The organism is Methylobacterium sp. (genome assembly GCF_019750675.1).
Classification (GTDB): Bacteria; Pseudomonadota; Alphaproteobacteria; order Rhizobiales; family Beijerinckiaceae; genus Methylobacterium.
Window position 1 is genome coordinate 40,143 of record NZ_JAIEOF010000008.1, and the last position, 13,033, is coordinate 53,175.

A 13,033-nucleotide genomic window follows, 5' to 3' on the forward strand; every position below is an offset into this window, starting at 1 on the left:
CACTACGCGACCGGCACCGGGCCGAATCGGTTCGGCCCGGGGGTTCCCGGCCTGAGCAGGGTCTCGATGAGGAACCATGCGGAGAATCCCAGCATCGCCAGCACGAGGCCGATGACCGCTCCCGGATAACGGTCGACCCAGCGTTCCAGGGGCAGGACGCCGAGGGCCTCCACCACCCCGTAGGGTGCGAGCCACCAGCCCGTGCGATCGCGGTCGTGAAGGCGCCGCGCCGTCTGGGCGAGGGCCGCCCCGGCGAGGGGGACTTGGGCCCCGAAGACCAGGAGGGCGGGCCAGCGCAGGCCGAGCCCTGCGAGCCAGATCGCCGCGCAGAGGAGCCCGAAGAAGGCCAGCAGCAGACGGATCACCCGGTGGCGATAGGCCGGTGCCGAGAGACGTCCGCGCGGATCGACGAGGTCCAGGGCGGCGCGCGGCCTCACGTGCCCCTCGGCTTGACCCGGCGGGTCGGTGGCTCGGCCACGGGGTCTTCGGGCCAGGGATGGCGCGGGTAGCGCCCGCGCATCTCCGCGCGCACGGCGCTCCAGGACCCGCGCCAGAAGCCCGGCAGGTCGCGGGTGATCTGGATCGGCCGCGAGGCCGGCGAGAGCAGATGGAGCACCAGGGGGATCCGCCCGCCCGCGATGCTCGGATGCCGCTCCAGGCCGAACAGCTCCTGCACCCGAACCGCCAGGACCGGGCCGCCCTCGGCCCCGTAATCGAGGGGAATGCGCGAGCCCGTCGGCACCTCCACGTGGGTCGGGGCCTCTGCGTCGAGGCGGGCCCGCAGGTCCCAGGGCAGCTGCGCCTGCAGGGCGCGGCCGAGATCGTCGGCGCCGATCGCATCGAGGCCCGTCCGGCCAACGATCTCGGGGGCCAGCCACGCGGTGACGGTTTCGGTCAGGCGCGCGTCGGAGAGGTCCGGCCACGTCGCGGGATCGGCCGCGCGCAGGAAGGCGAGGCGCGCCCGCCACTGGGTCAGGGCCGGCGTCCAGGGCAGGGCCTGCAGGCCGATCTCGGCGATGCCGCGTGACAGGATCGCCGCGGAGGCGTCGTCCGCCGGGATCGGCAAGGTGCGCTCACCGAGCGTCAGCGCGCCGAGGCGGCGCAGGGAGCGGGCCCTGAGGGCACGAGCGCCCCGGTCGAACGTCACCTGGGTGGCGGCCTCGATGCGGTCGGGAAACAGCGCCTCGATGGCCTCCAGGCTGATGGGCGCGGCGGCCAGGATGCGGGCGTTCGCGGCGGTGCCGGTGATGTCGGCGACCACCAGGAAGGGCTCGCGCGCCAGGGCCGAGGCCGGCTCGACCCGTCCGGCCCGGCCGTTGGCCATCACGAACTCGCCGTCGCGGCCCCGCCCGCGCGCGATCCGGTCCGGATAGGCGAGCGCCAGGAGGGGGCCGGCCTCCGTGAGATCGCTCCCGGAGAGGGCCGGCACCGTGCGGGCGAAGCCCTCCGCTTGGCGGGCCCAGGTCTGGGCAAGGCGGCGCATGTCGGTGGCGCGTTGGCCGCGGTCGCGGGCGAAGCGCTCGACCCGGTGGCCGACATCGGTCTCGTCGCCGCCGAGGCCGCGCTCGACCAGCACGGCGGCGAGGTCGGACGCCGCGCGGGCCTGGCCCTGTCCGGCCGCCGTCACGACCATGCGGGCGAGGCGCGGGGGCAGGGGCAGCGCCCGCAGCGCACGACCAGTCTCGGTGAGCCGGCCGTCGGCCTCGATCGCGCCGAGGTCACGCAGCATCGCGCGCGCCTCGGTGAGGGCCGGCGCGGGCGGCGGGTCGAGGAAGGCGAGGACGGTCGGATCGACGACGCCCCAGGCGGCGGCGTCCAGGAGCAGCCCGGAGAGGTCCGCCGCCAGGATCTCGGGGCGCGTGAAGGGTTCGAGCGCGCTGGTGGCGGCCTCCGACCAGAGCCGGTGGCAGATGCCGGGCTCGGTGCGGCCGGCGCGGCCCCGGCGCTGGTCGACGGAGGCACGGGAGGCCCGCGCGGTGACGAGGCGGGTCAGGCCGAGGCCCGGCTCGTAGACCGGCACCCGCGACAGGCCGGAATCGACCACGATCCGCACGCCCTGGATGGTCAGCGAGGTCTCGGCGATGCTGGTGGCGAGGACAACCTTGCGCCGACCGGGGAGCGCCGGCGCCACGGTCCGATCCTGCTCGGCGGGCGTGAGCGCACCGTAGAGCGGTGCGATCTCGGTGGCCGCGTCGACCCGGTCGGCCAGCAGCCCAGCCACCCGGCGGATCTCGCCCTGGCCCGGCAGGAAGGCGAGCACCGAGCCCGGGTCGGCCCGCAGGGCGCGCAGGACGGCATCGGCCATGACTTCCTCGATGCGCCGGTTGGGGTCGCGCTCCCAGTACCGGGTCTCGACCGGGTAGGCGCGTCCTTCCGAGGCGACGACGGTGGCGTCGCCCAGCAGGCCGGCGACGCGGGCGCCGTCGAGGGTGGCCGACATCACGAGGATGCGCAGGTCCTCGCGCAGGCCCCCTTGCGCGTCGAGGGCGAGCGCCAGCCCGAGATCGGCGTCGAGGGAGCGCTCGTGGAACTCGTCGAACAGCACGGCCCCGACGCCGCGCAGTTCGGGGTCGTCCAGGATCATCCGGGTGAACACGCCCTCGGTGACGACCTCGATCCGGGTCCGGCCCGAGACCTTGGAGCCCAGACGCACCCGCAGGCCCACGGTGTCGCCCACCCGCTCGCCGAGGGTCGCCGCCATGCGCTCGGCCGCGCCCCGCGCCGCGAGGCGGCGGGGCTCCAGCAGGATGATCCGGTCGCGGGGCCCGAGCCAGGGCGCGTCGAGGAGCGCCAGGGGCACGCGCGTGGTCTTTCCGGCGCCGGGCGGCGCGACCAGCACGGCGGACGAACGGGCCGCGAGGGCCTCGCGCAGGGCGGGAAGCGCCGTCTCGATCGGCAGGGCGGGCGCGTCGGCGGCGGAAGGGAAGGGGGCCATCGGCGCCGGTGGTGCCGCGATCGGAGCGGTTCCGCAAGTCGTGCGGGGTCAGACCACGTTTACGACAATTCTGAAATCCGTCGCGCAGGCGAAATTAAACGTCGCCTCAGCACTTTAACGTGGGAACGGAATCTCCTGTCCGGACTTGATGGCTCGCGGCGCGTCAGGCGCTCGACGGAAGATGAACTCATGAACAAGTTAGCGATCGCACTGGCCGCCAGCACCCTGCTCGGCGCCTTCGGACTGACGGCTGCGTCGGCCGCTCCCGTGATGCCGGCTCCCGCCGTCACGGTGGCCGGTGACGCCGCCCTCGATCAGGTGGCCTATCGCCGCCACCATCACGGCATGCGCCACCATCGCCATCACCGCCGCATGCACCGCATGCCGCGCTCGCGCATGATGAGCGATCCGAATTCGCGCAACCCGTCGCAGCCGGGCTACATGCAGCAGAAGGGCAACACCTCGGGCGGTCCCCGCTACTGAGCCGACGCCCCATCGCGGACGGAAGGGAGGAGCCGGTGCGCGGGGCGCGCCGGCTCCTCTCTGCGTTTCCGGGCCGGCCCTCGTTCTCCACGCTTCTCCCCAGGGGAAGCGGTGTGCCGCGCTGATGCGGCGGGGCGGCCTCTGCTATGCTGGCGCCATGTCACAGCGCCCCGCCCGATCGGTCCCGAAGACCGGTGCCGCACCGTCGGACTACACCACCAGCGCGGCCATTCTCGACACGGCGGGCGCCACGCCGATGATGGCGCAGTACATCGAGATCAAGGCCGCCAACACCGACTGCCTGCTCTTCTACCGGATGGGCGATTTCTACGAGTTGTTCTTTGAGGACGCCGAGATCGCCTCCCGGGCGCTGGGCATCGTCCTGACGAAGCGCGGCAAGCACGGCGGCGCCGACATCCCGATGTGCGGCGTCCCCGTGGAACGGGCGGACGACTACCTCAGCCGCCTCATCGCGCTCGGCCACCGCGTGGCGGTCTGCGCCCAGACGGAGGACCCCGCCGAGGCCAAGAAGCGCGGCCCGAAATCCGTGGTCCGGCGCGAGGTGGTCCGCCTCGTCACCCCCGGCACCATCACGGAGGACCGCCTCCTCGATCCGGCGCGCGCCAACGTGCTGCTGGCGCTCGGCCGGCGCAAGGCCGGCGAGTCCGCGTCCGTCTACGGGCTGGCGGCCCTCGACATTTCCACGGGCCGCTTCTGCCTCAGCGAGGTCCCGGCGGCCGAGCTCGCCTCGGCCATCGCCCGCCACGAGCCCCGCGAGATCGTGCTCTCGGAGGCGATCCACACCGACCCGGCCCTCGCCCGACTCTGGCGCGAGATCCCGGCGCCGGTGACGCCGCTGCCGCAGGCCGAACTCGAGCCGGCCTCCGCCGAGCGGCGCCTGAAGGAACAGTTCGGCGTCTCGACCCTGGAGGGCTTCGGCCAGTTCGGGCGGGCCGAACTCGCCGCCGCCGGGGCCGCGCTCCTCTACATCGAGCGCACGCAGATCGGCGCGCGCCCGACGCTCTCCCCGCCGACGCGGGAATCGGCCGGGGCGACGCTGGCCATCGATGCGTCCACCCGCGCCAACCTCGAACTGACCCGCACCCTGTCCGGCGAGCGCCGGGGCAGCCTGCTCGACGCCATCGACCGGACGGTCTCGGCGAGCGGCGCGCGCCTTCTGGCCGAGCACCTCGCCGGCCCGCTCACCGATCTCGCGGCGATCCGGCACCGCCACGCGGCGGTGGAATTCCTGGCCGAGAACGGCCCGGCCCGCGCGGCGATCCGCGAGAACCTTGCCCGGGCGCCGGACCTCGCCCGCGCGCTCTCGCGTCTCGGTCTCGGGCGCGGCGGCCCACGCGACCTCGCCGCGCTCCGCGACGGACTCGATGCGGCCCAGGCGCTCGCTGCGCATTGCGCCGCCCTCGACGGCTTGCCCGAAGACCTCGCGGCCCTCGCGACGCGTCTCGCCACCGTCGATGCCGGGCTCGTCGGCGAACTGCGCGCGGCGCTCGCCGACGACCTCCCCCTGAAGCGCCAGGACGGCGGTTTCGTCCGCGCCGGCTACCAGCCCGAGATCGACGAGAGCCGGCTCCTCGGCCAGGATTCCCGCAAGGTCATCGCCGCCCTGCAGGCGCGCTACGCCGAGGAGACCGGCTGCCGCACCCTGCGGATCAAGCACAACAACATGCTGGGCTATTACATCGAGGTTCCGCAGGGGGTGGGCGAAGCCTGCCTGAAGGGCGTGATGCGCGAGACCTTCATCCATCGCCAGACCATGGTCGATGCGATGCGCTTCACCAGCGTCGAACTCGGGCAGCTCGAGAGCCGGATCTCCGGTGCCTCGGACCGGGCGCTGGCCCTCGAATCGGCGGTGTTCGACGCGCTGGCCACGCGCATCCTGGGTCAGGCCCCGGCCATCGCGGAGGTGGCCGAGGCCCTCGCGGCCTTCGACGTGGCCGCCTCGCACGCCGAACTCGCCGTCGAGCGCGACTGGCGCCGGCCCGTGGTCGAGGAGGGCTTCGCCTTCGTCGTCGAGGGCGGGCGCCACCCGGTGGTGGAGGCCGCCCTCCGGCAATCGGGCGCGCCCTTCATCGCCAACGATTGCGACCTCTCCGGCGATGCGCGTGGGCGCATCCGCCTGATCACCGGCCCGAACATGGGCGGCAAGTCGACCTTCCTGCGCCAGAACGCGCTGATCGCCGTGCTGGCGCAGATCGGCGCCTTCGTGCCGGCCGCTCGCGCCCGCCTCGGCCTCGTCGACCGCCTGTTCTCCCGGGTCGGCGCCGCCGACGACCTCGCACGCGGACAATCCACCTTCATGGTCGAGATGGTGGAGACCGCCGCGATCCTGAATCAGGCGACCCGGCGCTCCCTCGTGATCCTCGACGAGATCGGGCGCGGCACCGCGACCTTCGACGGTCTCTCGATCGCCTGGGCCTGCCTCGAGCACCTGCACGAGCAGAACGGCTGCCGGGCGCTCTTCGCCACCCACTTCCACGAGCTGACCGCCCTCGGGGCTCGCCTCTCGCACCTCGACAACGCCACCCTGCGGGTGACCGAGCACAAGGGCCAGGTGGTGTTCCTGCACGAGGTGGTGCCGGGTGTGGCCGAGCGCTCCTACGGCCTCCAGGTCGCGCGCCTCGCCGGTCTGCCGGCGGGCGTGATCGCCCGCGCGGGCGCGATCCTGAAGCACCTCGAGAAGGCGGAGCGCGACCGGCCGGGCAAGCCGCGCATCGACGATCTGCCGCTGTTTGCGAATCTCGAGCCCCCGCCGATGCCGGAACCGGCACCCGAGGCGCCCAACGATGCGTTGCGGCGCGCCCTCGACGCGATCGACCCCGACGCACTGACGCCGCGCGAGGCCCTTGAGGCGCTGTACCGGCTGAAAGCCGAGGCCGTCGCGCCGCACTGACGCGCGACGGGATCAGCCCCGCAGTGTGAGACGGCCGCCGTTCATGCTGAACTCGTTCAGACGCTTCAGGAAGGACATGCCCAGGAGGCTCGTCGACAGGCGGCCCCGGGGCATCACCATGCCGTCGACCCCATGGACCAGGATGTTGCCGACCCGCATCGACGGAATCCGCACGCGTGCGGCGTAGACCGTGCCGTTGGCCGTCTGCACCGGCATCCGGAACTCGCTCTCGCTCACGCGGAGCCCGCTGGCCTCGGCATCCTCGTAGGTGAAGGCGCAGGTGGTCGCCCCCGTATCCACCAGCATGCGGATGCGGCGCCCGTCGATCATCGCGTCGGTGGCGAAGTGACCCTGCCGGTCGGCGAACAGGGTCTCGGTGTTGGACTGGACGGCGATCCTGGTGGGGCGTTCGTCCGATGCGGGCTTGGCCACCGCCGCGGGCGGGGCCCGATCGAATCGGTCCACGAGGCCGACGGCCCAGAGCGCCGCCACCCCGGTCACACCGAGGGCCCAGAAGATTGGTCGGGTCATCGATCCCACCTGCCTGCGAGGCTTCGAGCCTTAAGCCGGCGACGGTGAACGAAACGTCGGCGCCCGCTCAGGTTCCGGTCGCGCGGCGTCCGCGACCCACCGGCAGGGTTTCGGAAGTTCTAAGTGCCGCGATCGCAATCGATACGACGGTCCCTGCGCGTCGATCCGTGCGCGTCCGCGGGCGCGCCGAGCACGGGCTTCCCCGATGGCCGGGCCGGATGACATCCCGGCGAATCGGTTGCACTCGCGGGCACTTGGCGGTATAGGCCGCGCCAGCGCCCGCCAGACACCCTTGGAGGCACGGGCGCTTTCGGGATCGGGGCTTCGAGGATCGAGGTCTGGCCGTCCGCTTCGGGCGGCCTTTCGCGTTTTCCCGGAATGTTCATCTTTCAAAGGATCACGCCATGAGCGCAGTCAAGACGCTTGAGGCCGTGGCACGCGACCGGGTCGGCAAGGGGGCCGCCCGGGCCGTTCGTCGCCAGGGTCACGTTCCCGCCGTCATCTACGGAGGCGGCCAGGCCCCGCAATCCATCGCGGTCGACCTCATCCGCATCCGCACGCTGATCTACGCCGGTGGTTTCAAGACCACCCTGTTCGAGATCAATGCCGGCGGCAAGAAGACCCGCGCGATCCCGCGCGACTTCCACCTCGATCCGGTGACGGGCGTGCCGATCCACGTCGACTTCCTGCGCGTCGTCGCCGGTCAGTCGATCACGGTCGAGGTGCCGGTGCACTTCCTGAACGAGGACGCAGCCCCCGGCATCAAGCAGATGGGCGGCACGCTCAACGTCGTCTCGCACACGCTGGCCCTCGAAGTCGCGCCCGACGCAATCCCGGACGCCATCGAGATCGACCTCACCGGTCGCGAGATCGGCGATGCCATCCACATCACCGATGTGAAGCTCCCCGCCGGCGCCACCTTCACGGGTGAGCCCGACGCCACCGTCGCCAACATCGTGCCGCCGACCGTGCTCGGCGCCGAGGTCGAGGCCGAGGAGGCGGCGATCGCCGAGGCGCAGTCCGCCGAGGCCGCCGAGGAGAAGGCCGAGGAAGAGGCTGCCGAAGAGGCTGCCGAGGACGAGAAGAAGGAGGATTGAGACCGGGGCGCAAGCCCTGTCTCACGCCATTCCTGCGGATGCCCCGGCCACCCGGCCGGGGCATCTCCGTTTTGGGGGCTGCTCGCGCATCCCCGCTGTGAAGTTCCGTCAGGATCGATTCGCGCCATGCGCCTGATCGTCGGCCTGGGCAATCCCGGCCCCCGCTACGCCCGGAACCGCCACAACATCGGCTTCCTGGCCCTCGATGAGATCGCGCGCGTGCATCGCGCCGGGCCGTGGCGGCGCAAGTTCCAGGGCGAGATCGCCGAGGTGGCCCTCGGGCCCGAGCGGGCGATTCTCCTGAAGCCGCAGACCTTCATGAACGAGTCCGGCCGCGCCGTTCAGGAGGCGCAGCGCTTCTACAAGATCGCGCTGGCGGACGTGATCGTGCTGCACGACGAACTCGACCTCGCCCCCGCCAAGCTGCGGGTGAAGGCGGGGGGCGGCAATGCCGGCCACAACGGCCTGCGCTCGATCACGGCCCAGTGCGGCAACGACTACCGCCGCGTCCGCCTCGGCATCGGGCACCCGGGCGACAAGGCCCTCGTCCACGCCTACGTGCTGAATGATTTCGGCAAGGGTGAGGAGGCCTGGGTCGACGACCTCTGCCGGGCGGTGGCCGACCACGCGCCGCTGCTGGCGGCGGGCGAGGATGCGAGCTTCCAGAACAAGGTCCACCTCGCCATGGCGGGGCGGGGCTGGGACGACGTCAAGCAGGTCAACGCCCGCGATTGACCGCGGCGGTGACATCGGATTTCACGCGGGCAAACCTTCAGCGGACCCGCGAACGGACAGGTGACCCATGGGCTTCAAATGCGGCATCGTCGGCCTGCCGAACGTCGGCAAGTCGACCCTCTTCAACGCGCTGACGCAGACGGCGGCCGCCCAGGCGGCGAACTATCCGTTCTGCACCATCGAGCCGAACGTCGGCGAGGTGGCGGTGCCGGATCCGCGCCTCGACGACCTGGCCAGGATCGCCGCCTCGAAGGAGATCATCCCAACTCGGCTCACCTTCGTGGACATCGCGGGCCTCGTGCGCGGCGCCTCGAAGGGCGAGGGCCTCGGCAACCAGTTCCTCGCCAACATCCGCGAGGTGGACGCCATCGCCCACGTGGTGCGCTGCTTCACCGACGGCGACGTGACCCATGTCGAGGGCAAGGTCGACCCGGCCGCCGACATCGAGACCATCGAGACCGAGCTGATGCTGGCCGACCTCGACAGCCTGGAGAAGCGCGTCGTCGCCCTGGAGAAGAAGGCCAAGGGCGCCGACAAGGAGGCCAAGGAAATCCTCGACCTCGTGAGCCGCGCGCTCCCGCTGCTGCGCGAGGGCAAGCCCGCGCGCCTCGTGCAGCGGAAAGCCGAGGAAGAGCGCCTGTTCCAGAGCCTCGGCCTGATGACGGCCAAGCCCGTCCTCTACGTCTGCAACGTCGACGAGGGTGACGCCGACAAGGGCAATGCCTACTCGGAGGCGGTGATGGCCCGGGCCAAGGCGGAAGGCGCCAAGGCGGTGGTGGTCTCGGCCAAGATCGAGAGCGAGATCGCCGTGATGCCGTTGGCCGACCAGGGCGATTTCCTGGAGGCGGTGGGCCTGGTCGAGCCGGGCCTGAACCGGGTCATCCGGGCCGGCTACGAGCTTCTCGGCCTCATCACCTACTTCACGGTCGGTCCGAAGGAGGCCCGTGCCTGGACCATCGAGAAGGGCACGCGGGCTCCCGCCGCGGCCGGGGTGATCCATACGGATTTCGAGAAGGGCTTCATCCGCGCCGAGACCATCGCGTTCGCCGATTACACCACCCTGAAGGGCGAGGCCGGCGCCAAGGAAGCCGGTAAGTTCCGCCTCGAGGGCAAGGAGTACGTCGTGCAGGACGGCGACGTGCTGCATTTCCGTTTCGCCAACTGATCCGAATGACCCGACACGGACCGGCCGGCGCCTTGCGCGGCGCCGGTCTCGCGCCGGGCTGGCCGCTGATCTCCCTCCCAAAAGGACCCGTATGACCGGCATCGCGTTCGAGGACTTCACACCCGGCTCGGTGATCGAGGGAGGTCCGCTGACGGTCACGGAAGCGGAGATCGTGGCCTTCGCGGCCGAGTTCGATCCGCAGCCGTTCCATCTCGACGCCGAGGCCGCCAAGGCGACCTTCGTCGGCCAGTTGATCGGCTCCGGCTGGCAGACCGCCGGCTTCGGCATGCGGCTCCTCCAGGAACACGTCTTCCGAGGCGGCACCTCGATGGGCTCGCCCGGCATCGCCGAACTGCGCTGGCTGCGTCCCGTCCTGCCCGGAGACGCCCTGCGCATCGCGGTGAAGGTCGAAAGCTGCCGGGCCTCGAACACCAAGCCGGATCGCGGCTTCGTCGCCTTCGCCATGACGGTGCTGAACGGCGCGGGCGAGCGGGTGATGACCCAGGAGTTCAGCGTGATGTTTCCCCGGCGCGGGACCGAGCCCCTGCCGCCGCGCGCCGTGACGCCGGCCGGGCCCGAAGCTCTGGTGGAGCCGGACGACGCCGAGGCGCTGCACTTCCTCGAATCCGCGCCGCTCGGCACCGCGCGGGATCTCGGCCGGCATCACTTCACGCCGGATGCGGTGATCGCCTATGCGCGGGCCTACGATCCGCAGGCGTTCCACGTGGACCCGGAGGCCGCCCGGCAGACGCATTTCGGCGGCCTCTGCGCCTCCGGCTGGCACACCGCAGCCGTCTGGATGAAGCGCCTGCACATCACCCGTGAGCGCGACATCGCCTTCACGGCGCGGACCGGCCCGGTCCCGCAACTCGGCCCCTCGCCGGGCTTTCGCGACATGCGCTGGCTCGCCCCGGTCTACGCCGGCGACACGCTGCGCTACACCTGCACCCTGGTGGACAAGCGCGCCGCCGCCTCGCGCCCGGGCTGGGGCCTCGCCACCCACGAGAACGTCGGCGTGAACCAGCGCGGCGAGACGGTTTTCCGCTTCACCGGCTCGGTGTTCTGGCAGTGGGCTCGCGAAGCCTGAACCTCACGCAGCCTTGCGCCGCTCCGGGTAGAGCGACAGCAGGCCCTCCGCATTGGCGCTAGCGACGCCCCGCTCGGTGATGATGCCGGTGACGAGCCGCGCCGGGGTCACGTCGAAGGCCGGGTTCGCCACCGGGCTTCCCGGCGAGACGACCTCGATCGTGGCAAAGCCCCCGTCGGCGAGGCGGCCGGTGAGGTGCGTCACCTCGCGCCCGTCGCGCTCCTCGATCGGGATCTCGGCGACGCCGTCGTCCAACGTCCAGTCGATCGTGGAGAAGGGCAGGGCGGCGTAGAACGGCACCCGGTTGTCTGAGGCCGCCAGCGCCTTCAGGTAGGTGCCGATCTTGTTGCAGACGTCGCCCGAGGCCGTGGTGCGGTCCGAGCCCACGATGCAGACGTCGATGGCGCCGTGCTGCATGAGGTGGCCGCCAGCATTGTCGGCGATCACGGTGTGGGGCACGCCGTGGGCGTTGAGTTCGAAGGCGGTCAGGGCCGCGCCCTGGTTGCGGGGGCGCGTCTCGTCCACGAAGACGTGGACCGGCACGCCGGCATCGTGCGCGACGTAGATCGGCGCCAGCGCCGTGCCCCAATCCACCGTCGCGAGCCAGCCGGCGTTGCAATGGGTCAGCACGTTGATCGGCCGGTCCTTGGCGCGGTGCAGCTCGCTCAGGATCCGGGCGCCGTGCGTGCCGATGGCGTGGCAGCTTTCCACATCCTCCTCGGCGATCCGGCCGGCCTCCGCGTAGGCGAAGGCGGCCCGCTCGGCCTCCGGCACCGTGCGGAGCTTGGCGGCCACCCGGTCGAGGGCCCAGCGCAGGTTGATCGCGGTGGGGCGCGTGGCCGCGAGGGTGGCCACGGCCCGGTCGAGCCCGGCCTCGGAGGCATCCGCGCGCAGTCCGAGGGCCACGCCGTAGGCCGCCGTGACGCCGATCAGCGGCGCCCCGCGCACCACCATGGTGCGGATCGCCATCGCCGCGTCGTCGAGGCTCGCGAGGGTCCTCAATTCGAAGGCGAAGGGCAGGCGGGTCTGGTCGATGACGGAGACGGAGGTCCCGTCGCCGGCGGGCAAGATGGTGCGGTAGGGCTTGCCGTCGATCTTCATGCCGCGCGTCCGGATGCTCGTGGGTTCGAGGCCGAAAGCCTCGTCGTCGAACCCGCGTTTACGTCAGAACGCCTTCGGGAGGCCAGCCTGCGCGTGGGCCCGCATCCGTCCGGACCGGCTTTCCTCAGAAGCCCACCGGCCGCACCCGCTTCACCTGCGGGATCGCTGCGATCTGCTCCAGGACGTCGTCCGGGACCGGCGCGTCGACGGCGCAGAGGCAGATCGCGTTCCCGCCCCGCGCGTCGCGTCCGAGGTTGAAGGTCGCCACGTTGACGCCGGCCTCGCCCAGCACGCTGCCGAAGCGGCCGATGAAACCGGGCTCGTCGCGGTTGCGCACGTAGAGCATGTGGGCGGAGAAGGCCGCGTCGATGGGGATCGACCGGATCTCGATCAAGCGCGGCTTGCCGTCGTGGAAGACGGTGCCGGCGGCGTCGCGAGGCATGTCCTCGGCATCGACGGTGATGCGCAGGACCGATTCGTAGTCCGGTGCCGATCCGGCCCGGGTCACCGCCTCCACCACGATGCCGCGCTCGCGGGCGATCGCGGGGGCGGAGACCATGTTGATGCCGGGCAGGACCGGGCGGAGCACGCCCGTGACGGCCGCAGCCGTGAGCGCGCGGGTGTTCATCTCGGCGACCGCGCCCTCGAAGGTGAGGCGGATGCCCCGGACCGGCGCGTCCGTGAGCTGCCCGAGGAACGAGCCGAGCTTTTCCGCGAGCGCCACGAACGGACGCAGGCGCGGCGCCTCCTCGGCGGAGATCGCCGGCAGGTTGACGGCGTTGCGGACGGCCCCTTGCAGCAGGTAGTCGGCCATCTGCTCGGCGACCTGCAGGGCAACGTTCTCCTGCGCCTCGCGGGTGGCGGCGCCGAGATGGGGCGTGCAGACCACGTTCGGATGCCCGAACAGCGGGTTGTCATGGGCCGGCTCGGTCACGAAGACGTCGAAGGCGGCCCCCGCCACGTGGCCCGAATCGAGGGCGGCGCGGAG

General features: G+C 71.9%; 11 protein-coding genes. 6 read left to right on the forward strand and 5 right to left on the reverse strand.

All coding sequences use genetic code 11. From position 1 onward, the window contains the following. Positions 1–2 precede the first annotated feature (2 nt). Positions 3–437: a DUF805 domain-containing protein gene (locus tag K2X24_RS00495; RefSeq protein ID WP_292493659.1), complete on the reverse strand. Its 435-nt coding sequence runs from the start codon at positions 435–437 to the stop codon at positions 3–5. Continuing rightward, entirely contained in the window at positions 434–2,935 is a 2,502-nt protein-coding gene (gene hrpB / locus K2X24_RS00500; RefSeq protein ID WP_292493661.1) for an ATP-dependent helicase HrpB, read from the reverse strand. The genes K2X24_RS00495 and hrpB overlap by 4 nt, the downstream gene beginning before the upstream one ends. 189 nt (positions 2,936–3,124) lie before the next feature. Between hrpB and K2X24_RS00505 the strand changes: the two genes are divergently transcribed. Beyond that, positions 3,125–3,418 carry a hypothetical protein gene (locus K2X24_RS00505; RefSeq protein ID WP_238279808.1) on the forward strand — a complete coding sequence of 98 codons (294 nt, stop codon included), beginning with the start codon at positions 3,125–3,127 and terminating at the stop codon, positions 3,416–3,418. Between the two features lie 256 nt (positions 3,419–3,674). Then, entirely contained in the window at positions 3,675–6,329 is a 2,655-nt protein-coding gene (mutS, locus tag K2X24_RS00510) for a DNA mismatch repair protein MutS (RefSeq protein WP_292493682.1), read from the forward strand. A 12-nt stretch (positions 6,330–6,341) separates the two neighbouring features. Here the strand turns inward: mutS and K2X24_RS00515 are convergent, their stop codons facing one another. Then, on the reverse strand, positions 6,342–6,860 hold the full coding sequence (locus tag K2X24_RS00515) for a TIGR02281 family clan AA aspartic protease (RefSeq protein ID WP_292493663.1): 519 nt from the start codon (positions 6,858–6,860) through the stop codon (positions 6,342–6,344). Between the two features lie 404 nt (positions 6,861–7,264). Here K2X24_RS00515 and K2X24_RS00520 point away from each other — a divergent pair, with 404 nt between their 5' ends. The 4 genes from K2X24_RS00520 to K2X24_RS00535 all read left to right on the forward strand — a co-directional run bounded on the left by K2X24_RS00520 (position 7,265) and on the right by K2X24_RS00535 (position 10,944). Further along, on the forward strand, positions 7,265–7,957 hold the full coding sequence (locus K2X24_RS00520) for a 50S ribosomal protein L25/general stress protein Ctc (RefSeq protein WP_292493665.1): 693 nt from the start codon (positions 7,265–7,267) through the stop codon (positions 7,955–7,957). A 126-nt stretch (positions 7,958–8,083) separates the two neighbouring features. Then, positions 8,084–8,692 (forward strand): aminoacyl-tRNA hydrolase, encoded by a 609-nt coding sequence (gene pth / locus K2X24_RS00525; protein WP_238279805.1) that lies wholly within the window; start codon positions 8,084–8,086, stop codon positions 8,690–8,692. A gap of 67 nt (positions 8,693–8,759) precedes the next feature. After that, positions 8,760–9,857 (forward strand): redox-regulated ATPase YchF, encoded by a 1,098-nt coding sequence (ychF, locus tag K2X24_RS00530; protein WP_292493667.1) that lies wholly within the window; start codon positions 8,760–8,762, stop codon positions 9,855–9,857. Positions 9,858–9,948: 91 nt separating this feature from the next. Beyond that, entirely contained in the window at positions 9,949–10,944 is a 996-nt protein-coding gene (locus K2X24_RS00535; RefSeq protein ID WP_292493669.1) for a MaoC family dehydratase, read from the forward strand. Positions 10,945–10,947: 3 nt separating this feature from the next. Here the strand turns inward: K2X24_RS00535 and mtnA are convergent, their stop codons facing one another. Together mtnA and K2X24_RS00545 are read right to left on the reverse strand one after the other, a co-directional pair. Further along, the gene (gene mtnA, locus K2X24_RS00540; RefSeq protein ID WP_292493671.1) at positions 10,948–12,045 is read right to left on the reverse strand and encodes an S-methyl-5-thioribose-1-phosphate isomerase; all 1,098 of its coding nucleotides are present in this window, start codon (positions 12,043–12,045) and stop codon (positions 10,948–10,950) included. Positions 12,046–12,169: 124 nt separating this feature from the next. After that, positions 12,170–13,033: NAD(P)-dependent oxidoreductase (locus tag K2X24_RS00545; protein WP_292493673.1), on the reverse strand; the 864-nt coding region annotated here is incomplete at its 5' end.

Coding starts and splice junctions, on each gene's coding strand:
- pth (WP_238279805.1), top strand. CDS start 8,084: ATGCGCCTGATCGTCGGCCTGGGCAATCCCGGCCCCCGCTACGCCCGG.
- K2X24_RS00535 (WP_292493669.1), top strand. CDS start 9,949: ATGACCGGCATCGCGTTCGAGGACTTCACACCCGGCTCGGTGATCGAG.
- hrpB (WP_292493661.1), bottom strand. CDS start 2,935: ATGGCCCCCTTCCCTTCCGCCGCCGACGCGCCCGCCCTGCCGATCGAG.
- K2X24_RS00515 (WP_292493663.1), bottom strand. CDS start 6,860: ATGACCCGACCAATCTTCTGGGCCCTCGGTGTGACCGGGGTGGCGGCG.
- K2X24_RS00505 (WP_238279808.1), top strand. CDS start 3,125: ATGAACAAGTTAGCGATCGCACTGGCCGCCAGCACCCTGCTCGGCGCC.
- K2X24_RS00520 (WP_292493665.1), top strand. CDS start 7,265: ATGAGCGCAGTCAAGACGCTTGAGGCCGTGGCACGCGACCGGGTCGGC.
- ychF (WP_292493667.1), top strand. CDS start 8,760: ATGGGCTTCAAATGCGGCATCGTCGGCCTGCCGAACGTCGGCAAGTCG.
- mutS (WP_292493682.1), top strand. CDS start 3,675: ATGATGGCGCAGTACATCGAGATCAAGGCCGCCAACACCGACTGCCTG.
- mtnA (WP_292493671.1), bottom strand. CDS start 12,045: ATGAAGATCGACGGCAAGCCCTACCGCACCATCTTGCCCGCCGGCGAC.